Here is a 22,651-nt window from a genome sequence, read left to right on the forward strand (position 1 = left end):
GGTGAGGGTTTTCACTCTGCCCTGTGGGCAGCTTTGACGTGGGAAAGACTTCTATGGAGGTGGACAGTAGTGGCGGCTTCCGCCAACCGAGGGTTGCCGCTTGCTATTGCCTCTGCAATGGCGGCGTGCTCCTGGGCCGCGGCGCGAAGCCGGGCAGTGTCATCGGCTGCGAGGCGGCGGACACGGACCAGATGGACCCGCAGGCTTCGCATGGCGTTGGCCAGGTAGGAGTTGGACGCCGCGGCATCAATGGCTTCATCAAGCCGGCTTACCAGTGCGTAGTACTCGTGGCGGGCGGGATCATCGTGGTGCAGCAGTTCTGGAGCCAGCAACAGTTGCCGGTGCAATTCGGCGAAGACTTCCGGCTCGCCCCGTTCGGCGGCGAGGGCCGCCGCGCGGACTTCCAGGGTTTCGCGCAGCTCAAACAGGTCGTCGATGCTCTCCAGCGAGATATCGGTGACGACGACGCCGCGCCCGCCCGCCGCCGTCGTCAGTCCTTCCGCCGTGAGGCGGCTCAGTGCCTCCCGGAGGGGAGTGCGGGATACACCCAGGCGTTCGGACTGCTCGACTTCAGCCAGCATGGAACCGGGACGCAGGCGCCACTCAATGATGTCCTCACGAAGAGCCTGGTAAGCCCGGTCACTGGCGCGCATTCCCTCAGTGTATACACGGAGGCCTCTTGCGCCTAGCTTTCAGTTGCAAATGTTCGCCAATGTATACATAAGATGGCTGGAGGGGTTTCCGAACGGTCAGGCCCGGTTCCACCCATATTCGTTTTCCGGCCGGCCGGGCGTTCCGTAGCGCGGCGCCCTGGTGACAGTTCCGGCGTCGGCCAGGTACTCCAGATACCGCCGTGCCGTCACGCGGGACATGCCCAAGGCGTCCATGACCTCGCTGGCCGAAACCGGCTCGTGGCGCCCCCGCACCAAATCCTTCACGGACTCCAGGGTGGAGGCCGAGAGACCCTTGGGCAGCGGAAGCTCAGTGGGCGCTCGCAGGCTTGCGAACGCCTGGTCCACATCGCTCTGGGAGGCACCCGCTTTGGACAGGCCGGACAGGGAACCAGCCAATTGATCGCGGAAGGTGCGGTAGCTGCGGAGCTTGTCCGCAAAGGTGGCGTAGGTGAAGGGCTTGATGAGGTACTGCACCACGCCGATGGACACGGCACTGCGCACAATGCCCAGCTCGCGGACGGCGGTGATGGCAATGATGTCTGCGTACACCCCGGCGGAGCGCATCCGCCGGGCAACGTCCAAACCGTGCAGGTCCGGCAGGTTCATGTCCAGGAGGACCAGGTCCACCGGTGTGGCCGAAGCCGCGAATTCGCCCAGGATCCGCAGGGCGGACTGGCCGTCCGGCGCGGTTCCTGCCAGCACGAAGCCCTCCAGTCGGCTGATGTACACGGAGTGGGCGTCCGATGCGATCGGTTCGTCCTCCACCACCAGGACACGGATGTCTGTCATGCCTTCTCTTCCTTGAAAACGGGCGCGGGCAACACCACATGGAACTGTGCACCACCAGTGTTACCGGTGGACCCAGTGTTGCTGGTGGACCCGGGGTTGCTGATGGACATAGTACCGTTCAGGCGCTGGACGGCCTGGCGCACCAAGGCCAGGCCAACGCCGCGCCCGTGGGCGCCCCGGGCCGTTCCGTCGGGCGTTTTGGTGCTGAAACCGTACTGCAGCACGTCGTCGATGGAGCCTGGATCGATGCCGCCCCCGGAATCACGCACCACAAATTCAACGGCGGCTTCGCCGGCGTCGACTTCCAGTTCCACCAGCCGGGGGTGGTCGCCGGCCGCAGCGGCGTCAATGGCGTTGTCCAGCAGGTTTCCCAGGATGGTTACCAGGTCCTGTATTTCCAGTCCCCGGACACCCCCGCTTCCGGACGTTCTCACCACCAATTCCACACCGCGCTCGTGGGCTTCGGCGGCTTTGCCCATCACCAGGGCACTCATCACCGGCTCATCAACAGAGGACACCATGTCATCGGTGAGCTGTTGGCTGAGCTCCAGGTCCTTGGTGGCGAACTCCAACGCCTGGGGGGTGCGTCCCAGTTCCAGCAAGGAAACAATCATGTGCAGCCGGTTGGCGTGTTCATGTGTTTGGGCGCGCAGGGCATCGGAGAGGGTCTTCATTGTTTGCAGTTCCGTGCCCAAGGACTCAATTTCAGTGCGGTCCCGGATGGTGGCCACGGTCCCGTAGACGGCAGGCTTCTGGCGGCTTCTCGCAGGCACGGGTCCCACTGCGGGGGCCTGGTTCACCACCAGGATGCGTGATCCGGTCAGGTGGATTTCATCATGTGCGTGCCTGCCGGATTGGAACAGGGCACGGAGGCTTCCGTCCACAGGGAGCTGGTCCAGGGTGGGGGCAGCGGCGGGGGAGCGGTCTGCATTGGACGGCTCCAGGCCCAGGAGGTCCGCGGCTTGGTCGTTGTACATCACCGCCCGCCCGTGGGTGTCGATGAGGATGAGTCCTTCACGGACGGAGTGCAGCACGGATTCGTAGTAGGCGAACAGCTGCGCCAGTTGCTCCGGGCGCCAGCCCCTGGTCACGGACCGCAGGTACCTGCCCAGAAGCCAGGAGGCCAAGGATCCGAAAGCCAGGACCACCACGGCTATTCCGCCGATCACTCCCAAACGCTCTGCAACGTCGGTGTCCACGGTGCGGACAGTCACGCCGGCTGCCACCAAGGCTTTGACAGCTCCACTCGAGTCTTTGACGGGGGAAATGGTCCTCACGGAGGGGCCCAAGGTGCCTGCAGTGACTTCCGTGAACGTCTCACCGTTGAGCGCCGGATCGATGGTTCCTATGTACGGCTTGCCCAGCTCTTCGGCCCGGGGGTGGGTCCATCGGGTCCTGTCCGGGGCCATGATGGTGATGAAGTCGGCATCTGCATCACCCATTACCTTGAGGGCGTAGGGCTGAAGTATGGCCGAGGGATCTGCCGCGGAGGCCGCTTGGAGCACCATGGGGCTGTCCGCAATGGAGGTCGAGATGGCGAGCATGCGGCTTCCGGCATCACCGTAGGCACGGTCCCGGGCTTCCAGCACTGAGAACGCACCAAAGGCGGCGGTGAGCAGCACCACGAAGAGCAGATTCGCCGCAAACAAGCGTCGGGCAATACTCCAACTGTGAAACACGTGGTCCTCCCATGACCAATATGACCGCAACGGTGATGTATATCACCAACGGCTCAATGATGGATATCACACAAGGGCAGCGGAGTGGACATCAGTGCAGGACCGCAGCGCCTTACACAGTATCCAGAAGGAGAATCCCATGACCTCTCAACGTGGAGAGTCGGCAGTCGCTGTCAAACGTGGCCGCAAGGGACTTGATAAGTCCCACTACCTGTACATCGCCGTGATCCTGGCAGTTGTGCTGGGTGCCGTCGTAGGCCTGTTGTTCCCCGAAGTCGGCAAGTCGCTGAAGCCCCTGGGTGACGGGTTCATCAAGCTCATCAAGATGATGATCGCCCCAGTGATCTTCTGCACCATCGTCCTTGGTATTGGCTCCATCGCCAAGGCGGCAACTGTCGGCAAGGTCGGCGGACTGGCCCTTGGCTACTTCGTGGCGATGTCCACCTTCGCCTTGGCCATCGGCCTTGTGGTGGGAAACCTCATCCACCCGGGTGAGGGACTCAAACTGACGCCTTATGACCCCAACAAGAAGGCTGCAACGGACAGCACCGCTGACTTCCTCCTGGGAATCATCCCCAGCGACATCCCTGTACTGCCCACGCTCCTGGCGGCCATCCTGGTGGGCTTCGCGCTCCAGAAGATGGGCAAGGACGGCGCTCCCATCCTGAAGGCCATCGGCCACGGCCAGCGACTCGTTTTCCGCATCCTCATCATGATCATGTGGCTCGCCCCCGTGGGTGCCTTCGGCGCTATCGCCGCTGTGGTTGGTGCCACCGGCGCGCAGGCGATCTTCAGCATGTTCACCCTGATGCTGGCCTTCTACATCACCTGCGCACTCTTCATCGTGGTCATCCTGGGTACGCTGCTCCGCGTTGTGGCCGGCGTCAACATCTTCAAGCTCATGAAGTACCTGGCCCGCGAGTACCTCCTCATCTTCTCCACCTCGTCCTCCGAGGCCGCGCTTCCCCGCCTCATTGCAAAGATGGAACACTTGGGTGTTTCCAAGCCGGTGGTTGGCGTGACGGTACCTACGGGTTACTCGTTCAACCTTGACGGAACCGCCATCTACCTGACCATGGCTTCCCTGTTCGTGGCCAACGCCATGGGCACCCCGCTTGACCTCGGTGCCCAGATCTCACTCCTGATCTTCATGATCATCGCCTCCAAGGGTGCGGCCGGCGTCACCGGTGCCGGCCTGGCAACCCTGGCCGCAGGCCTCCAGGCCCACAAGCCGGAACTGCTGGGCGGCGTGGGCATGATCGTTGGAATCGACCGCTTCATGTCCGAGGCTCGCGCCTTGACCAACTTCACGGGCAACGCCGTGGCTACGGTCCTGATCGGTACTTGGGTCAAGGAAATCGACAACGGCCGGGTTGAGCGGGTTCTGTCCGGAAACGAACCGTTCGACGAGCAGACCATGATCGCCCACGGTGACAACGAGGTTGCCGCCGAAGGTGAGCCGCGCGAGAAGGCAACTGTCTAGCAGCAAACTCTCCACCCAGTCCTGATTCAGCGAAGGCCGGTACCGTCAAGGTGCCGGCCTTCGCTGTCCTGCGGCCGGGGGCAAGGAACGCCGCAGCAACCTTCGACCTCAACCAGAAGGTCAAGGCTCACTCGGGGGACAAAGTCAAGTTCCCCGAATTACCGTGTCGGGGCCTGTAGCCTAAAGGGGTAGCAGCGCTGCAGCCGGGGGCGCAGCGGCAGGGAAGATCGTCGTCGAAAGAGTGGTTAGATACGTGAGCAACGAACGGGGTTCCGCAACGCTGGAAGGTACCGGGCTCGATCTGGAAGACGCCATCATGGGGCCCACGGGCCGCCCTTACCGCGAGTTTCCGGAACCTGCTCCGCTTGCTTCCCACGGGCCGGCCAGGGTCATCGCCATGGTCAACCAAAAAGGCGGAGTGGGCAAAACGACATCAACCATCAACCTTGCAGCGGCGCTTGCTGAATTCGGCAGGCGTGTCCTGTTGGTGGACTTCGACCCCCAGGGTGCACTGTCTGCCGGCCTGGGAGCCAACCCCCATGAACTGGACCTCACGGTCTACAACGTGCTGATGGACCGCAAGGTGGACATCCGCGATGCCATCCAGCACACCGGCGTTGAAGGCGTGGACCTGCTGCCCGCCAACATCGATCTCTCCGCGGCCGAAGTCCAGTTGGTCAATGAAGTGGCTCGCGAGCAAGTCCTGGACCGCGCACTGAAGAGCGTTGAAGACGATTACGACGTCGTCCTCATCGACTGCCAGCCGTCGCTGGGCCTTTTGACCGTCAATGCCCTGACCGCAGCGCATGGCGTGATCATCCCGCTGATCTGCGAGTTCTTCGCCCTGCGTGCAGTGGCCCTTCTGGTTGAAACCATCGAGAAGGTCCAGGACCGCCTCAACCCACGCCTTCAGGTGGATGGCGTGCTGGCCACCATGTACGACGCCCGCACCCTGCACAGCCGCGAAGTCATCACCCGCCTGGTGGAAGCTTTTGGGGACAAGGTCTTCGAAACGGTCATCAAGCGGTCCATCAAATTTGCTGACGCGACCGTTGCGGCGGAGCCGATCACCAGCTACGCCGGCAACCACATTGGTGCTGATGCGTACCGCCGCTTGGCCAAGGAGCTGATCTCGCGCGGCGGCGCCCCCTGATCTGGTGGCATCACCCCTGGAAACAGCATCCGACGCCGTTGCCTCCGATTCCCGCAAGCAGGGGTTTGAGGTCCGGTTGGCCAACTTCACCGGCCCCTTTGATCTGCTGCTGGGCCTGATTTCCAAACACAAACTGGACATCACCGAAGTGGCGTTGGCCACTGTCACCGATGAATTCATCAAATACATCCGCGGCCTGCAAAAACTGGGCGGGGATTGGGCCCTGGATGAGGCCAGCGAGTTCCTGGTGATAGCTGCCACCTTGCTGGACCTCAAGGCGGCCAGGCTGCTTCCCGCCGGGGAAGTGGAAGACGCGGAAGATGTTGCCCTGTTGGAAGCGCGGGACCTTCTCTTTGCCCGCCTGCTGCAATACAAGGCCTTCAAGCAAGTAGCGGGCATGCTGGGGCAAACCCTGGAAGAGGAAGCCAAACGCTACCCCCGGCAGGTATCCCTGGAGAGCCACTTCGCGGCGCTCCTGCCGGAACTGGTGTGGAGGCACACGCCCGAACAATTTGCGGAACTTGCTGCCAAAGCGCTCACCCCCAAGGACACCTCGCCTGCGGAAGTTGGCTTGGATCACCTGCACGCGCCTCCGGTCAGCGTCAAGGAGCAGGCCGAATTGATCGGCCACCTGTTGCGGCTGGGCCCGCCTCTTTCCTTCCACGCACTGATTGCCGACGCCGGAACCACCTTGGTGGTGGTGGCCCGCTTCCTGGCCCTGCTGGAGATGTTCAGGGACCGGGTGGTGGACTTCGACCAATCCGGACCCCTGGCCGAACTGGTGGTGCGTTGGACCGGCGATGACCTGGAATGGGACAGCTCGAAATTGAGCGAGGAGTACCAAACGGCGCCGGAGACACCCCTGGAGACTAAAGCACATGAAGGCGGGAGAGCCACCGATGAGTGAGCAGGCAGCGGAGCAGGATGGCCTGAGTGAACTTGAGGCGCTGCCCGGTGGTGCCAAGGCCGCACTGGAGGCTGTGCTCATGGTCATCGACGAGCCGGCCAGCCCGGAGGAGTTGGCGGCCGGGCTCAACGTGACGGTGGCCGTCGTCGAGAATTTGCTGCATGACCTGCAGCGGGAGTATAGCGGCTATACTGTTAAAGCCCCGGACGTGGATGCTGTTGGCTTTGCCAATGCCAGCACCGCACCCCGGGGTTTTGAATTGCGGAACGTTGCCGGCGGGTGGCGCATCTATTCGCGGTCCGATTTTGCCGGGATCGTGGGGAGGTTCGTCCTTGAGGGGCAGACCACCAGGTTGACTCAGGCTGCGCTTGAGACGCTGGCGGTGGTTGCCTACAGGCAGCCGGTCTCCAGGGCCCGGGTTTCCGCAATTCGAGGCGTCAACGTCGATTCCGTGGTCAGGACCCTCATCCAACGGGGGCTGATTGAAGACTGCGGAAATGATCCCGAGTCGGGGGCTGTCCTCTACAGGACAACCTCGTATTTCCTGGAACGGATGGGCATTGGTTCAGTGGCTGAACTGCCACAGCTTTCGCCCCACCTTCCAGGCCTGGAGGGGATCGATGAGTACTACGACGCCAGCCGGATGTAGCCAGTGGCTGCAGCGGCGCAGAGAGAATTTTGATTTACTACACAAGGACGGGTCATGACACAGGCGGGACGCCAGAGTTCACCACGTAACGGTTCGGGTCGCAACGGCTCCGGGCGCAATGAAGGCAAGGGCGGCAGCGGCCGCTCCTCTGCCGGCGGCTTCTCGGGCCGCAGCGGAGGTGCCGGCGCAGGAAAGCGCACCTTCCCCCAGGGCGAGGGCCGCCCTTTCAAGGCTTCAAAGCCCCGCGAAGCAGCGCCCTTCGATCCCGACAACCCCACATCAGCTTCGGATTTCGAGCGCCGACAGGCCGCGCAGTCCGCAAAGCCTTTCCGCAAACCCGGCTCCAACAAGCCCGGCTTCGGCAAGGCCCCCGGCACTCCCGGGGCCATCAAGCCCAAAACCAAGCAGACCAAGCAGTTCGGTTCCAAGGCGTTCGGCAGCGAACGCTTTGGCCAGAGTCTGGGACCCATCCGGAAGCCGGCGCGCAACCGCGGCCCGCAGCGGGATGTCCCGCAGTCCGAGCTCCACGACGCCGATGGCGTGCGGCTCCAGAAAGTCATGGCCCAGGCGGGCGTGGCTTCCCGCCGCGTGTGCGAGGAAATGATCCTTGAAGGACGCGTCGAGGTTGATGGACAGGTAACCACCGAGCTCGGTGTCCGCGTGGATCCCACGGCCGCTGTGATCCACGTTGATGGCATCCGCATCCAGCTTGACGAGACCTTGGTGTACATGGTCTTCAACAAGCCCAAGGGTGTTGTTTCCACCATGGAGGATCCCGAGGGCCGTCCTTGCGTCAGCGACTTCCTCAAGAACAACAAGAACAAGGGCGAACGCCTGTTCCACGTAGGCCGCCTCGACGTCGCCACCGAGGGTCTGCTGCTGCTGACCAACGACGGCGAACTTGCCAACCGCCTTACCCACCCTTCCTATGAGGTGCCCAAGACGTACCTGGTACAGGTGCGCGGCCCGTTCCCCCAGGGCGTGGGAGCGAAACTCAAGAGCGGTGTGGAGCTCGAAGACGGCTTTGCCGCAGTGGACTCCTTCAAACTGGTGGACTCCACTCCGGGCCACGTGCTCATTGAGGTTGTGCTGCACTCCGGCAAGAACCGCATTGTGCGCCGCATGTTTGACGCTGTCGGGTTCCCCGTGGAGCGTCTGGTCCGCGTCAAGGTTGGTCCCATCGGCCTGGGCGACCAGCGCCAGGGCAGCATCCGCAACCTCGGCAGGCAGGAAGTCGGGCACCTTCTGGCATCAGTAGGGCTCTAGGACATGTCCGCTTTCGGTACCCACGGCCGGGGCCACCTCATGGGCCCCGTCGTCGTTCTGGGCACGGGTCTTCTCGGAGCCAGCATTGGCCTTGGCCTGCGAGGCAGGGGAGTTCCTGTCTTCTTGTTCGATCCTTCCCCCACCAACCAAGCCGTTGCGGTGGATATCGGAGCGGGCCGGCCACTGACCGAATTGGACGGGCAGCCGCAACTGGTAGTGGTGGCTGCCCCGCCGGACGTTACTGCCGACGTCGTGGAGAAGGCCCTGGCTGACTACCCCACAGCCGTGGTGGTGGACATTGCCAGCGTCAAGGCCACTATCGGTACGCAACTGCGCGAACGCGGGGTGGACCTCACCCGGTACGTGGGCACACACCCCATGGCCGGCAGGGAGAAGTCCGGGCCGGTTGCTGCCAGGGGAGAGCTTTTCACGTCCATGCCGTGGGTTGTTTGCCCGTCGGAGCAGACCGGAAGTGAGGCTCTGCAGACTGCCCGTTCACTGGCCGGTGACCTGGGTGCGATCGTTTCCCAGTTCAGCGCGGACGAGCACGACGAGGCTGTGGCTTTGGTGTCGCACCTTCCGCAGGTAATGTCCTCCTTGCTGGCCAGCCGGCTGCAGGGAACGCCACTCCATGCTCTTTCGCTGGCCGGCAACGGCCTGCGGGACACCACGCGCATAGCAGCCAGCGATCCCACCCTGTGGGTCCAGATCCTGGGCGGCAACGCGGAGAAGGTGGTGCAGATCCTGCACGGCGTGCGCGAGGACCTGAACAGGTTGATCGGCACCCTGGAAGAACCCACGGCCCCCGGCGCGAGGCTTGATCTGGCACAGCTCATCAGTGAGGGAAATGCCGGGCAAGCGCGGATTCCGGGCAAGCACGGCGGACCACCGCAGGCGTACTCGTGGCTGACCATCCTGGTGGATGACCGGCCCGGCCAGATCGCCCACTTGCTGACCGAGATCGGTGAGATCGGCGTCAACGTCGAAGACCTGCGTCTTGACCACTCCTCCGGCCAGAACGTGGGCATGGTGGAATTGTCGGTTCTCCCCAGTAAGCACGACCTCCTTGTTGAAGCTTTGACTGACCGTGGATGGCGGGTACTGCAGTAATGACACGTGAATTTTTTGGCCCTGAGACGGTCGCCCGTCCCGGCAAGCCGTTGGTCATTGCCATTGATGGCCCGTCCGGGTCCGGCAAGTCGAGCGTCAGCAAGGAGGTGGCCAGGCGCTTGAAGCTTGCCTACCTGGACACCGGTGCAATGTACCGTGCCCTCACTTGGTACTGCCTCAAAACCGGAGTGGACCTGCAGGACGGCGCCGCCGTCGAGGAAGCCTCCAAGAAGATTCCCTTGGAAATCAGCACATCGACGGACACGGAGTATGTGGCTGTTGACGGGACCGACATCACCGAGGAGATCCGGGACCCCCGGATTTCTTCTTCCGTGAGTGCCGTTGCCACCACTCTGGGAGCCCGTACCGAGTTGATCAGGCGCCAGCGTGAATTGATCGACCAGCACCACCGCCGAATGGTGGTGGAAGGACGCGACATCACCACCGTCGTCGTCCCCAATGCGGAGGTACGCATGCTCCTGACCGCCAGTGAGGAAGCGCGGCTGCGGCGTCGTGGAATCCAGCTCGGCGGGACGCAGACCAAAGAACAACTGGCCGCCCAGGTAACCCAACGCGATGCGAAGGATTCCACGGTGGTCAACTTCATGCAGGCTGCCAACGGCGTAGTGACGCTGGATTCCTCGGACCTTGATTTCGACGAAACCGTGGACACTGCCTTGGCAATTGTCAGCAAGGTCATCTATGGCGATTGACAATGCCGTCTCCCTTCCCGCTGCGTGGTCCCGGCTGTGGACCAGGCCCGTCGGCTGGATCCTGGACCACGTCCTCTACCGGACCGTGGTGACGGGCAAGAGCAACGTCCCGGCTGCGGGGCCGGTGGTTTTCGCCGCCAACCACATCAGCTTCCTTGACGGTCCCGTCCTGTTTGGAGCCTCTCCCAGGCCCATGCATCTTCTGGTCAAGAAGGAGATGTTCAAGGGTTTCCTGGGCAGGGTCCTCTCCGGTTCGGGGCAGATACCCGTGGATCGCAGCGGTGACCGTGCCGCTTTGCACACCGCCAAAAAACTGCTCGACGCCGGCCGTTGCGTCGGGATTCTCCCCGAAGGTTCGCGGGGGAGCGGCTCAGCCGAAAACATCAGCAGCGGAGTAGCCTGGCTGGCCTTGAACTCCGCGGCAACAGTCATACCCGTTGCCATCCTTGGCACCCGCCAGGGAGACGAGCATCGGGACCATATTCCGAGGATGCGCCGGACGCTCTACGTGAGCTTCGGCGAATCCGTCACGGTGAAGCGCCGGAAAGGCGAACCGGGGCGTGTTTCAATGGACAGGGCGGCTGCGGACATCCGCGATGCCCTGGCCGAACACGTTCAGGGCGCCATCCGGGCAACGGGCCAGGGCTTGCCCAACGCGCCCGGGCCCGGTGACCACGCAGCACCGCCCATCAGCAGTAGCCGGGACGCCGGCAGACCACCACTAAGGAAAGTGCAATGAGCGATACGACTCAAAAATCCGGCCTCCATGGAGCCGGCGACGACGAATACACGCCCACCGGCACCGACCAGGTGGCGGAGAACCTGGCTGCCCTTGATGATGATGAGGCCGAACTCCGCGCCGCATCGCTCCGCGCGGGCCTGGATGACTACGAGCTCGACGAGGACGATGCCGCGCTCCTGAGCGGTGAATACGGCGACGAGGGCGACGAGGGTGAGCTCAAGCTGGATCCGGTCCTTGCCATCATTGGACGCCCCAACGTGGGCAAGTCCACCTTGGTGAACCGTATCCTTGGCCGTCGCGAGGCTGTGGTGGAGGACACCCCGGGTGTCACCCGTGACCGAGTGATGTACTCGGCCGATTGGAACGGCCGCAACTTCACCCTGGTTGACACCGGTGGCTGGGAACATGATGCCAAGGGCATTCACGCACGCGTGGCAGAACAAGCTGAAATGGCTGTTGAACTCGCCGATGCAGTGCTCTTTGTGGTGGACTCCGCCGTGGGTGCGACAGCAACCGACGAGGGCGTCATGAAGATGCTCCGCAAGAGCAAGAAGCCGGTCATCATGGTGGCCAACAAAGTGGACGACTTCGCACAGGAAGCCGACTCCGCCGCCCTGTGGGGTCTTGGTTTCGGCGAACCGTACCCTGTATCGGCCCTGCACGGCCGTGGTGTGGCCGATCTCCTGGACCACGTCATGGACACCCTGCCGGAGTACTCGCAAGTGGAAGGTGTGGACCGCTCAGGCGGACCGCGCCGGATCGCCCTGATCGGCCGTCCGAACGTTGGCAAGTCCTCGCTGCTGAACAAGCTCGCGGGTTCCGAACGTGTGGTGGTGGATCCTCTGGCCGGGACCACGCGTGACCCCGTTGACGAATTCATCGAGTTGGGTGACCGTACCTGGCGTTTCGTGGATACTGCCGGTATCCGCCGCCGCCAGCACATGGCCCAGGGCGCGGACTTCTACGCCTCGCTCCGTACCCAGGCTGCGCTCGAGAAGGCGGAGGTCGCCGTCGTGCTTCTCGCCGTGGACGAAGTCCTGAGCGAACAGGATGTCCGTATCCTCCAGCTGGCGATCGAGTCCGGACGTGCACTGGTGCTTGCTTTCAACAAATGGGACCTGCTGGACGACGAGCGCCGCAAGTACCTTGAGCGTGAGATCGAGCAGGACCTGGCGCACGTTGAATGGGCGCCCCGGGTGAACATCTCGGCGAAAACCGGTTGGCACAAGGACCGCCTGGTCCCTGCCCTGGACATCGCCCTGGAGAGCTGGGACCGCCGTATTCCGACGGGACGCTTGAACGCGTTCCTCGGCGAACTTGTTGCAGCGCATCCGCACCCCGTGCGCGGCGGCAAGCAGCCACGTATTCTCTTCGGCACACAGGCCTCCAGCCGCCCGCCGAAGTTTGTCCTCTTCACCACCGGGTTCCTGGACCCCGGATACCGTCGCTTCATCACCCGCCGCCTGCGCGAAACGTTCGGCTTCGAGGGTACGCCCATCGAGGTCAACATGCGTGTCCGCGAAAAGCGGGGCAAGAAGCGCTGATGAGACGGGCATCACAGTCAGGAATGGCTCTGATGGCGTTGGCACCCTCCAACTTCGTGTAAGCTTTTGGAGGTGGTTCGGCCGGACTGCTTAGGTGGGACTCTTCGGAGGAAAACCTGGGCGGAGAACGGTGGAACCAGCGGGCTGTAGCGCAGCTTGGTAGCGCACTTGACTGGGGGTCAAGGGGTCGCAGGTTCAAATCCTGTCAGCCCGACCATAAAGGCCGGAATCACGCGGAAACGCGTGGTTCCGGCCTTTGGTCGTTAAGCGCGGTCTTGCTCATTCTTAAGAAGAAAGGGCCGCCCCGCAGCCGCATGGCAGCGGGGCCCCTGCAGTGCTCCTCAGGCTGACTGCAGGGCCCCGAGGGCCCTGACCAGCGGTTGGAGTTCAGGTACGGCCTCCGCAGCCTCCAATGCTGCGGCCAGCGTGGCATCATGCACAGGCTTGGCTGCCTCGAGCAATTCCTGGCCCGCAGTGGTGAGCTCCGTATAGATCCCACGCCTGTCGTCCGCGCAGAGAATCCGCGTCAGCAGGCCGCGATCTTCCAGGCGATTGACCAGCCGGGTGGTGGCGCTGCTGGACAGTGCCGTGGCGCGGGCCAGCTGCTGCATGCGCATATGCCAGCCGTCCTGCCGGCTGAGGGCGTCCAGCACCGTGTATTCCACGACGGACAGCTCACTGGCGGACTGGAGGGCTTTTTCCAGCTCTGCCTCGATGCTGCCGTGGAGGGCCGCCAGGGTTCGCCACCCTTGCGCCCGGACTTCTACGGCGTCGTCCTTGATGCCCATGCCTGCTGTGCTCCTGCCTTGATAGGGGTGCTTCAGCTGCACCTGAAAGTACTTGCTTGCGCAAGTATCTAGCGTGTGCAACTATATATAAAGCGTCTGCAACTATTATTCTAGTGTCCTCGACGACGCACTTCCACTTTCCGGGGACCATCAACAAAGGAGCATCGTATGCCCGCAGGGTTGATTGCCCTGGCCCTCGGCGGATTCGGCATCGGATTGACTGAATTCGTGATCATGGGCCTGCTGCCGGAAGTAGCCACAGACTTCCAAGTCAGCGAAGCCTCGGCAGGCTGGTTCATCTCCGGCTATGCCCTCAGCGTGACCGTCGGAGCGCTGCTGGTGACGGCGGCCGTCACCAGGCTGCCCCGCAAGCCCGTCCTCATGGGGCTGCTGGTTCTCTTCATCGCCGGCAACTTCCTGTCGGCCATTGCGGACACCTACACTGCGATGCTGGTGGGCCGCATCGTGGCTGCCCTTTGCCATGGCGCATTCTTCGGCATTGGATCCGTGGTTGCCTCGAGTCTTGTTCCTGCCCACAAGAAGGCGGGCGCCATCGCCATCATGTTCACCGGGCTCACGGCAGCCAACGTCCTGGGAGTACCCTTCGGAACCCTGCTTGGCCAGCATTTCGGTTGGCGCTCCACCTTCTGGGCCATCACCGCCATTGGCGTCCTTGCACTGGTGGGTATCGCCCTGATGGTTCCCAAGGCCACCACCGAAGCAACGCGGGGCCTCCGCCACGAACTCAGTGCCTTCGCCTCAGGACAAGTGTGGTTGTCCGTCATCGTCACCATTCTGGGGTTCGGCGGCATGTTCGGCGCCTTCACGTACATCGCCTTCACCCTCACTGAAGTCTCCGGATTCGATTCCGGTGCGGTTCCCTGGCTGCTGATTCTCTTTGGCGCAGGACTCTTCGTCGGCAACGTCCTGGGCGGCAAGGCTGCGGACAAAGCGCTGGATGCCTCACTGGTTGTCATCCTTGCCGGGCTGACTGTGGTTCTGGTCTTCTTCGCCCTCACTGCGGGCAGCAGCATCGCCACTCTCTTCTCCCTCGCGTTGATGGGCGGGTTCGGCTTCGCGACTGTTCCGGGACTGCAAATGCGCGTGATGCACTTCGCTTCCACTGCGCCAACGCTCGCGTCCGGAGCCAATATCGGCGCCTTCAACCTCGGCAACGCCCTGGGGGCCTGGCTGGGTGGCGTCACCATCAGCGCGGGCCTGGGATACACCTCACCCATTTGGGCAGGCGCGGGAATCACGGCAGCGGCTTTGGTGGTCATGGTGGCTGCGGCCTGGGCGGCGAAGCGCCGCCACACGCCGGCCGAGGAGGAAGCCGCCGACGCCGGGCGGGCGCACAGCGGGGTGACGGTCGCCTGAACCGGGGCAAAAACTGCGGGGAGTGTGCCTATACTTTCACCGGTGGCTGGCACTTCAGGCCGCCGTCGAGGTTCGTTGCTGTCCCGATGAAAGGCCACCCGTGAGCAATATTCCAGCAGATTTTTCCTACACCGCTGAGCACGAATGGGTGTCAGCACCTGACGCCGATGGCGTAGTCCGTATTGGCATCACCGACTTTGCCCAGGACGCCTTGGGCGATGTGGTGTATGCGCAGATGCCGGAACCCGGAACCAAAGTGACTGGTGGCCAGGTGGTTGGCGAGGTGGAATCGACCAAGAGCGTCAGTGACATTTACGCGCCGGTGGCCGGAGAGGTGACCAACCGTAATGACGCGTTGGATACGGATCCGGCGCTCATCAACTCGGATCCTTACGGCGAGGGCTGGCTTATTGAGGTCAAGCTCGCCGAAGCCGACGCCGTGGAGTCCCTGCTCAGTGCAAGCGAGTACGAACAACAGGTAGGCTAAAGTTATCTGGCCCGCCAGGCTGTTTCCCACCAGGGGAGGGGCGCGGCGGGCCAGGGACCGATTTGCCCGGCGGTACCGGGATGCGGAAGTGCCGGCAGGTTGTGGACTGCCGGCGGATGAGGAGGAATTTCCATGGTTGGCGGCGAACAGAATCAAGCCAATGTCGGTAACGGCGCGGAGGAACAACCGACATCGGAGACCACCTCAATCAGCATCACGCCAACGTGGGATGAGCCGAGCACGGCTCCGCAGTTGGGCCCTGATGAGCGCGCCTCCGTGGATGCGTTGCCCCCGAACTCTGCCTTGCTGATTGCGCACAGTGGTCCCAACGCAGGTGCCAGGTTCCTGCTGGATGCGGACACCACCACGGCCGGCCGTCATCCTGATGCGGATATCTTCCTGGATGACGTCACGGTTTCGCGCAAGCACGTGCAGTTCCTCCGCTCGGAAGCCGGTTTCGAATTGGTGGACATGGGGAGCCTCAACGGGACCTACGTCAACCACGACCGCGTTGACCGCGTCCATCTCAAGAGCGGCAACGAGGTCCAAATCGGTAAATTCCGCTTGACCTACTACTTGAGCCCTGTCCGCGCAACAGGCCAGGTCTGACGGGGAACTCGCCTGTGGCTATTGCCCAGCCGGAACGCCGTGGACCGCAGGTCCTGAACATCGGGGAAGTCCTCGCCCAATTGAGCGACGACTTCCCGGGGATGTCAGCGTCCAAAATCCGGTTCCTTGAAGAAAAGGGCCTGATCAACCCCAAACGGACACCTGCCGGGTACCGGCAGTACGGGGATAACGACGTCGAGCGCCTGCGCTTTGTGCTGGCCCTGCAGAGGGACCAGTACCTGCCCCTGAAGGTCATCAAGGACTACCTCGATGCCATTGACCGCGGTGAGCGGCCGGACAACCTCCCGCCCGGCGTCACGGTGTCTCCCCGGGTGGTTTCCGCGGAGATGGCGGCAGATGTCCAAGGCAGGGCGCGCGCCCTGACGGAGGAGCAACTGCGCGCTGAGTCTGGTGCCAGCGTGACCCTTCTGCAGTCCCTCCTCAGCTTTGGGTTGATCAGCCACAGCGGCGGCAGGTTCGACGAGCACGCCCTGCAGGTGGCCCGTGCCTGTGTCCAGTTGGAAGACCATGGCCTTGAACCCCGGCATCTCCGCCCGTTCCAAGCCGCCGCCGAGCGCGAATTCGGCCTGGTGGAACGGGCTGTGGCGCCGTTGGCGTCCCGGCGGGATGCCGCCTCCCAGGCCAGGGCCGCCGAAGCCGCGCGGGAAATCAGCGATCTCTGCCTCACCCTGCACAGGGCGCTGGTCCACGGCCATATTTCGCGGATGGACGGCTGATGATCGAGGTCGAGATTGTTGGTGTCCGTATTGAGCTTCCCTCGAACCAGCCACTGGTGCTGCTGCGGGAGATCAACGGGGAGCGGCACGTTCCCATCTGGATCGGAACACCTGAGGCCAGTGCCATCGCTTTGGCCCAGCAGGGTGTCGTCCCGCCGCGGCCCATGACGCACGATCTCCTGGTGGACATTGTGGAGTCCCTGGGGCATTCCATCATCAGCGTCAACATCGTTGCCGTTGAGGACAATATTTTCTACGGCCAGTTGCAGTTCGACGACGGCACCGTGGTCAGTTCGCGCGCTTCGGACGCGCTGGCGCTGGCGCTGCGGGCGAAGTGCCGGATCTGGTGTGCGGACTCTGTCATGGAGGAAGCCGGAGTGCGTATCACCGAACACGACGACGGTGAAGAATCCGAGCAGCCCGCTCCCGTGGACGAGGAGCGCGAGATGCGCCGTTTCCGCGAGTTCCTGGACGATGTTGAGCCCGAGGATTTCGAAGGCTGACGCACCTTAAGGCTGAAGTCGAAGGTGAAAGTTTCGACACGACCTCTTTTCGGGGCCAAGGTCTTTGACCTGGACCCTCCGCGGGCCTAACGTCGAAGATATCGAGTTCCCGTTGCACACACTGCTTGCGCAAGTCACACTGGAAAGTGCCGCCTTGTGGGAATGTCAGCGCTGCATGTCGACGTTGACCCAATGTGTGCACCGTCCCCAAGGGAACTGAGAACAAGGAGGTCACGTGAGTCCGAAAGGCGAAGCAGGCGAGCTGAAGCAGCCCTCTGCCGGCATTGCTGCGCCCGCATCCGGCGCCCAGGGTCTGCTCTTCACGGAGGACCTTCCGGTACTGGACGAGGACGCGGGATACCGCGGCCCCACTGCGTGCAAGGCCGCAGGGATCACGTACCGCCAACTCGACTATTGGGCCCGCACCGGCTTGGTGGAGCCCGCCGTCCGCGGTGCCGCAGGCTCCGGCTCCCAGCGACTCTATGGCTTCCGTGACATCCTGGTCCTCAAAGTGGTCAAGAGGCTCCTGGACACCGGCGTGTCCCTCCAGCAGATCCGCACCGCCGTTGAGCATTTGCGGGAACGGGGCGTTGAAGACCTCGCCCAGATCACCCTGATGAGTGATGGTGCGAGCGTTTACGAATGTACTTCCGCGGATGAAGTCATTGATTTGGTCCAGGGCGGGCAAGGCGTCTTCGGCATCGCCGTGGGACGTGTATGGCGGGAAGTTGAGGGAAGCCTCGCCGCACTTCCAAGCGAGCACGCCGCTGAGCAGTCCTTTCCCGACGACGAATTGAGCAAGCGGCGCGTAGCCCGCCGTATCAGCTGAAAAATCCGGCAAAACAAAGAGCCTCTTCCCAGCGGGAAGAGGCTCTTTCTTTCTGTCTGGTCAATTGACCCGGCTGGCCTTTCTGTTCAGCATGTTCTGGAGAAGGTCATCGAAAAGCTTGGCGGAGTTCTTTGCAGAGTCGCCCGGCCAGTGGTGAACCGCGTGGGCGGCGCCCTGGATCTGTTGCCAGTTGGCTTGCTCCGGGATATGCGGTGTCAGCAGCAGTTCCCCGAACATCGACTCCATCTCCGCGAGGCGGAAGGTATGCTCCACCGAGCCCGTGCGGACCCTGTTGGCCACGATGCCCGCGGGAGCCAGTTGCGGGGCGAACTCCTGACGGAAGAGCTGGATTGCCCTCATGGTGCGCTCTGTTCCGGCAACGGAGAACAGGCCGGGTTCTGCCACCAGGACAACACGGTCACTGGCGCTCCACGCCATGCGGGTCAGTCCGTTCAATGACGGCGGGCAGTCAACAAGGACCAGTTCGTAACCAGTGGCACCTGCCAGCACGGTGGACAGGCGGCGGAGGTCGCGACGGCCCAGGTCCGGGCGATCGTAGATTCCCGTGTAGGCGGATCCAACGGCCACATCCAAGGTTCCGCCGCCGGAACCGTTGGAGACCCAACTGCTTCCAGCCACGTTCTCCTGGATCCGGGCCCTGCGCGGTGACTTCAACATCCGGCCGATGTCCAATTGGGATCCCGGCTGTACGCCAAGGGCCGTGGTGGCGTCGGCGTGCGGATCCAGGTCCACTACAAGGGTGGGGATTCCGGCTGCGAGGGCCGCTGACGCCAGGCCGGTGGTCACGGACGTCTTTCCCACTCCACCTTTGAGGCTGCTGATGCTGACTACTTGCACTTGAAAAACCAAAACCTAACGCCGGTTGCCGTATCGCGCTGATTCGGCTCCGGAAGCGCCGGAGCCGGGGCTTGCCGAAGCCCCCTCAACATCATATGGTGCAACGCCGTCGATTCCCGCTTTCTACGCGCCCGCGGAATCCCAAGCCGCCGGTTCCAGCACGCAGGGTGTTCGCGCGCACGCATATACAGCCCACATGACGAACCCTTTGTGATGGTTGCCACAAAGATTTGTGTTTGATGCTGGCGGCACTACACACTGTGACCACCGACCGATCCACCCGCAATGATGCAGGAGAAGTATGTTTTCGAAAATTCTGGTGGCCAATCGCGGCGAGATCGCGATCAGGGCGTTTCGCGCTGGTTATGAACTGGGCGCCAAGACAGTTGCCGTCTTCCCGCACGAGGATCGCAACTCGATCCACCGTCAGAAGGCCGACGAAGCCTATTTGATCGGCGAGACGGGTCACCCCGTCCGCGCCTACCTTGACGTTGAGGAGGTTGTCCGTGTCGCCAAAGAAGCCGGCGCTGACGCCATTTACCCCGGTTACGGTTTCCTGTCCGAGAACCCTGACCTTGCCCGTGCAGCCAAGGCTGCAGGCATCACCTTCGTGGGACCGCCTGCGGAAGTCCTGGAGCTTGCCGGCAACAAGGTGGCAGCACTTGAGGCCGCCCGCAAAGCCGGCGTCCCGGTCCTGAAGTCCAGCAAGCCCTCCAAGGACCTTGATGAACTGATCGCCGCGGCGGATGAGATCGGCTTCCCGATCTTCGCCAAGGCCGTGGCCGGCGGTGGTGGACGTGGCATGCGTCGCGTGGAGACACGTGAAGCCCTGCCTGATGCCCTGCAGGCTGCCATGCGCGAAGCCGACGCAGCCTTTGGCGATCCCACCATGTTCCTGGAACAGGCTGTCTTGCGTCCCCGGCACATTGAAGTGCAGATCCTTGCGGACGCCGAGGGCAACGTGATGCACCTGTTCGAGCGCGATTGTTCCCTTCAGCGCCGTCACCAGAAGGTGGTGGAGATCGCTCCGGCACCCAACCTGGACGAAAACATCCGCCAGGCCCTGTACAGGGATGCTGTGGCTTTCGCCAAGGCCCTGAACTACGTCAACGCAGGAACGGTCGAGTTCCTGGTGGACACCGAGGGGGAGCGTGCCGGACAGCACGTCTTCATCGAAATGAACCCCCGTATCCAGGTGGAGCACACTGTCACCGAGGAAATCACGGACGTTGACCTGGTGCAGGCTCAGATGCGCATTGCCTCGGGCCAGACACTGGCCGACCTTGGCCTCAGCCAGGAAACGGTCTCCATTAAGGGCGCGGCCCTCCAGTGCCGCATCACCACGGAGGACCCGGCCAACGGCTTCCGTCCCGATGTCGGCAGGATCACCGGCTACCGCTCAGCAGGCGGCGCTGGTGTGAGGCTCGACGGCGGTACGGTCTACTCGGGCGCGGAGATCAGCCCGCACTTCGACTCAATGCTGGTCAAGCTGACCTGCCGCGGACGGGATTACCCGGCTGCTGTGGCCCGCGCCCGCCGTGGCCTGGCCGAGTTCCGTATCCGTGGCGTGTCCACCAACATCCCCTTCCTCCAGGCAGTCCTGGCTGACCCGGACTTCAATGCCGGCAACGTGGCTACCGACTTCATCGACAAGCGCCCCGAACTGCTGAAGTCCCACATCTCCGCAGACCGTGGAACCAAGCTCCTCACCTGGCTCGCGGACGTCACGGTCAACAAGCCGAACGGCGAACTGAAGGTCCACACCGATCCCGCCAGCAAACTCCCGGCCATTGAAGGACCGGTTCCCACGTCCGGCTCGCGCCAGAAGCTGCAGGAACTGGGACCGGAAGGCTTCGCGAAGGCACTGCGTGAACAGCAGGCCGTGGCAGTCACGGACACCACCTTCAGGGACGCGCACCAGTCGCTGCTGGCCACCCGTGTCCGCACCCGCGACCTGGTTGCGGCCGGCCCGGCAGTGACGGCCTTGATGCCGGAACTGCTCTCAGTGGAAGCCTGGGGTGGCGCCACCTACGACGTCGCGCTTCGGTTCCTTGGCGAAGATCCGTGGGACCGGTTGGCAGCCTTGCGCCAGGCCCTGCCCAACACCTGTATCCAAATGCTTCTCCGCGGGCGCAACACGGTGGGTTACACGCCCTACCCCGAAGAGGTCACCGAAGCTTTCGTGAACGAAGCCGCGGCAACAGGCATCGATATCTTCCGTATCTTCGACGCCCTCAACGATGTGGACCAGATGGCACCGGCCATCAGGGCTGTGCGGGCCACCGGCACGGCAGTTGCTGAAGTGGCACTGTGCTACACGGGCAACCTCCTTGATCCCAACGAGGACCTGTACACGCTGGACTACTACCTGGACCTGGCCCAAAAGATCGTGGACGCCGGCGCCCACATCCTGGCCATCAAGGACATGGCAGGCCTGCTGCGTCCTGCTGCTGCCGCCAAGTTGGTCACTGCGCTCCGTGATCGCTTCGACCTTCCGGTTCACCTGCACACGCACGACACCGCCGGTGGCCAGCTCGCAACGCTGCTTGCCGCCGTCGATGCCGGAGTCGACGCCGTTGACGTTGCTGCAGCGTCGTTGGCAGGAACCACCAGCCAGCCGGCCGCTTCGGCGCTGGTTGCGGCCTTGGCCAACACTCCCCGGGACACCGGCTTGAGCCTGGGCAACGTCGGCGCCATGGAGCCCTACTGGGAAGCAGTCCGCAGGGTCTACGCTCCCTTCGAGTCCGGATTGCCGGGTCCCACGGGCCGTGTCTACCAGCACGAAATTCCCGGTGGCCAGCTGTCCAACCTCCGCCAGCAGGCGATTGCCCTTGGCCTGGGGGAGCAGTTCGAAGCCATTGAGGATATGTACACAGCAGCCGACCGGATCCTCGGCCGGCTGGTCAAGGTGACACCGTCCTCGAAGGTGGTGGGCGACCTGGCACTGCACCTGGTGGGACTGAACGCAGATCCCGCGGACTTCAACGAGAATCCGCAGAACTACGACATCCCGGACTCCGTGATCGGCTTCCTGTCCGGCGAACTCGGAAATCCTCCCGGAGGATGGCCGGAACCCTTCCGCACCAAGGCCCTCCAGGGTCGCAGCGTCAAGGTACGCGACGTGGAGATCAGCGCCGAGGACAGTGCCGCCCTCAAGGGTGATTCGAAGACCCGCCAGCACACGCTGAACCGGTTGCTCTTCGCCGGTCCCACCAAGGACTTCCTGAAGAGCGTTGACACCTACGGCAACATCTCGGTGCTGGACACCCGTGACTACCTCTACGGTTTCCAGCACGGTGAAGAGCACGTGATCGAGCTGGAGAAGGGTGTACGCCTTATCGCCCAGCTGGAGGCCGTGTCCGAGGCCGATGAGAAGGGCATGCGAACCGTCATGTGTACCCTCAACGGCCAGTCACGTCCCGTGGTTGTCCGCGACCGTTCCGTGGTCAGCAACGTGAAGGCCGCAGAGAAGGCGGATCCCGCAGAGCCCGGCCAGGTTGCAGCACCGTTTGCCGGTGCGGTGACCGTCACGGTCAAGGCCGGGGACATCGTCAATGCGGGCGACACCGTTGCCACCATTGAGGCCATGAAGATGGAAGCTTCCATCACGACGCCGGTGGCGGGCACCGTTTCCCGCCTCGCCATCTCCTCGGTGGAGCAGGTCCAGGGCGGCGACCTGCTGCTGGTGATCGGCTAACCCACCACCACCTGAAAAGACCCCGTCCGGAAATCTACCGGACGGGGTCTTTTCTGT

General features: G+C 63.2%; 20 protein-coding genes, 1 tRNA gene and 1 pseudogene. 17 read left to right on the plus strand and 5 right to left on the minus strand.

The genetic code is table 11. From position 1 onward, the window contains the following. Positions 1-11: 11 nt before the first annotated feature. From JOE60_RS07295 to JOE60_RS07305, 3 genes are all read right to left on the minus strand, one after another. A complete protein-coding gene (locus JOE60_RS07295) occupies positions 12-653 on the minus strand; it encodes a GntR family transcriptional regulator (RefSeq protein ID WP_167269338.1) in 642 nt (213 codons plus the stop codon). Between the two features lie 96 nt (positions 654-749). Further along, on the minus strand, positions 750-1,463 hold the full coding sequence (locus JOE60_RS07300; protein WP_167269340.1) for a response regulator: 714 nt from the start codon (positions 1,461-1,463) through the stop codon (positions 750-752). Next, positions 1,460-3,142 carry an ATP-binding protein gene (locus tag JOE60_RS07305; protein ID WP_204814865.1) on the minus strand — a complete coding sequence of 561 codons (1,683 nt, stop codon included), beginning with the start codon at positions 3,140-3,142 and terminating at the stop codon, positions 1,460-1,462. Before JOE60_RS07305 ends, JOE60_RS07300 begins: the two co-directional genes overlap by 4 nt. Before the next feature lie 139 nt (positions 3,143-3,281). Here JOE60_RS07305 and JOE60_RS07310 point away from each other — a divergent pair, with 139 nt between their 5' ends. The 10 genes and pseudogenes from JOE60_RS07310 to JOE60_RS07355 all read left to right on the plus strand — a co-directional run bounded on the left by JOE60_RS07310 (position 3,282) and on the right by JOE60_RS07355 (position 12,926). Next, the gene (locus JOE60_RS07310; protein ID WP_167269344.1) at positions 3,282-4,625 is read left to right on the plus strand and encodes a cation:dicarboxylate symporter family transporter; all 1,344 of its coding nucleotides are present in this window, start codon (positions 3,282-3,284) and stop codon (positions 4,623-4,625) included. Between the two features lie 253 nt (positions 4,626-4,878). After that, positions 4,879-5,778, plus strand: a complete 900-nt coding sequence (locus JOE60_RS07315) for a ParA family protein (protein WP_167269346.1) — start codon at positions 4,879-4,881, stop codon at positions 5,776-5,778. A 1-nt stretch (position 5,779) separates the two neighbouring features. Next, positions 5,780-6,685 (plus strand): segregation and condensation protein A, encoded by a 906-nt coding sequence (locus tag JOE60_RS07320; RefSeq protein WP_167269464.1) that lies wholly within the window; start codon positions 5,780-5,782, stop codon positions 6,683-6,685. After that, positions 6,678-7,334: an SMC-Scp complex subunit ScpB gene (gene scpB / locus JOE60_RS07325; protein WP_167269348.1), complete on the plus strand. Its 657-nt coding sequence runs from the start codon at positions 6,678-6,680 to the stop codon at positions 7,332-7,334. The genes JOE60_RS07320 and scpB overlap by 8 nt, the downstream gene beginning before the upstream one ends. A 54-nt stretch (positions 7,335-7,388) precedes the next feature. Continuing rightward, entirely contained in the window at positions 7,389-8,600 is a 1,212-nt protein-coding gene (locus JOE60_RS07330; protein WP_167269351.1) for a pseudouridine synthase, read from the plus strand. Between the two features lie 3 nt (positions 8,601-8,603). Continuing rightward, positions 8,604-9,710 carry a prephenate dehydrogenase gene (locus tag JOE60_RS07335; protein WP_167269353.1) on the plus strand — a complete coding sequence of 369 codons (1,107 nt, stop codon included), beginning with the start codon at positions 8,604-8,606 and terminating at the stop codon, positions 9,708-9,710. Further along, positions 9,710-10,423 (plus strand): (d)CMP kinase, encoded by a 714-nt coding sequence (gene cmk, locus JOE60_RS07340; RefSeq protein WP_167269355.1) that lies wholly within the window; start codon positions 9,710-9,712, stop codon positions 10,421-10,423. Before JOE60_RS07335 ends, cmk begins: the two co-directional genes overlap by 1 nt. After that, a pseudogene (locus JOE60_RS07345) lies at positions 10,413-11,148 on the plus strand (lysophospholipid acyltransferase family protein). Before cmk ends, JOE60_RS07345 begins: the two are co-directional and overlap by 11 nt. A gap of 10 nt (positions 11,149-11,158) precedes the next feature. Continuing rightward, entirely contained in the window at positions 11,159-12,709 is a 1,551-nt protein-coding gene (der, locus tag JOE60_RS07350; protein WP_167269357.1) for a ribosome biogenesis GTPase Der, read from the plus strand. Between the two features lie 140 nt (positions 12,710-12,849). Further along, positions 12,850-12,926, plus strand: a tRNA-Pro gene (locus tag JOE60_RS07355). Positions 12,927-13,050: 124 nt separating this feature from the next. On the opposite strand, the gene JOE60_RS07360 is transcribed toward JOE60_RS07355, so the two are convergent. After that, positions 13,051-13,497: a MarR family winged helix-turn-helix transcriptional regulator gene (locus JOE60_RS07360; protein WP_167269466.1), complete on the minus strand. Its 447-nt coding sequence runs from the start codon at positions 13,495-13,497 to the stop codon at positions 13,051-13,053. 168 nt (positions 13,498-13,665) lie between these two features. Between JOE60_RS07360 and JOE60_RS07365 the strand changes: the two genes are divergently transcribed. The 6 genes from JOE60_RS07365 to JOE60_RS07390 all read left to right on the plus strand — a co-directional run bounded on the left by JOE60_RS07365 (position 13,666) and on the right by JOE60_RS07390 (position 18,039). After that, positions 13,666-14,874, plus strand: a complete 1,209-nt coding sequence (locus JOE60_RS07365) for an MFS transporter (protein ID WP_167269359.1) — start codon at positions 13,666-13,668, stop codon at positions 14,872-14,874. Positions 14,875-14,974: 100 nt separating this feature from the next. Then, complete coding sequence (gene gcvH, locus JOE60_RS07370; protein WP_167269361.1) at positions 14,975-15,361, plus strand: glycine cleavage system protein GcvH; 387 nt, start codon at positions 14,975-14,977, stop codon at positions 15,359-15,361. A 132-nt stretch (positions 15,362-15,493) separates the two neighbouring features. Then, the gene (locus JOE60_RS07375) at positions 15,494-15,970 is read left to right on the plus strand and encodes an FHA domain-containing protein (RefSeq protein WP_167269364.1); all 477 of its coding nucleotides are present in this window, start codon (positions 15,494-15,496) and stop codon (positions 15,968-15,970) included. Positions 15,971-15,990: 20 nt separating this feature from the next. Beyond that, positions 15,991-16,707 (plus strand): transcriptional regulator FtsR, encoded by a 717-nt coding sequence (gene ftsR / locus JOE60_RS07380; RefSeq protein ID WP_167269468.1) that lies wholly within the window; start codon positions 15,991-15,993, stop codon positions 16,705-16,707. Beyond that, complete coding sequence (locus JOE60_RS07385; protein WP_167269367.1) at positions 16,707-17,210, plus strand: bifunctional nuclease family protein; 504 nt, start codon at positions 16,707-16,709, stop codon at positions 17,208-17,210. Before ftsR ends, JOE60_RS07385 begins: the two co-directional genes overlap by 1 nt. A gap of 235 nt (positions 17,211-17,445) precedes the next feature. Continuing rightward, the gene (locus tag JOE60_RS07390) at positions 17,446-18,039 is read left to right on the plus strand and encodes a MerR family transcriptional regulator (protein WP_167269370.1); all 594 of its coding nucleotides are present in this window, start codon (positions 17,446-17,448) and stop codon (positions 18,037-18,039) included. A gap of 60 nt (positions 18,040-18,099) precedes the next feature. Here JOE60_RS07390 and JOE60_RS07395 read toward each other — a convergent pair whose 3' ends face one another. Continuing rightward, on the minus strand, positions 18,100-18,897 hold the full coding sequence (locus tag JOE60_RS07395) for an AAA family ATPase (RefSeq protein ID WP_167269372.1): 798 nt from the start codon (positions 18,895-18,897) through the stop codon (positions 18,100-18,102). A 301-nt stretch (positions 18,898-19,198) separates the two neighbouring features. Here JOE60_RS07395 and JOE60_RS07400 point away from each other — a divergent pair, with 301 nt between their 5' ends. Further along, the gene (locus JOE60_RS07400; RefSeq protein WP_167269375.1) at positions 19,199-22,594 is read left to right on the plus strand and encodes a pyruvate carboxylase; all 3,396 of its coding nucleotides are present in this window, start codon (positions 19,199-19,201) and stop codon (positions 22,592-22,594) included. Positions 22,595-22,651: the final 57 nt, after the last annotated feature.

Origin of the sequence: Paenarthrobacter ilicis (genome assembly GCF_016907545.1) — a bacterium.
GTDB classification, from domain to species: Bacteria; Actinomycetota; Actinomycetes; order Actinomycetales; family Micrococcaceae; genus Arthrobacter; species Arthrobacter ilicis.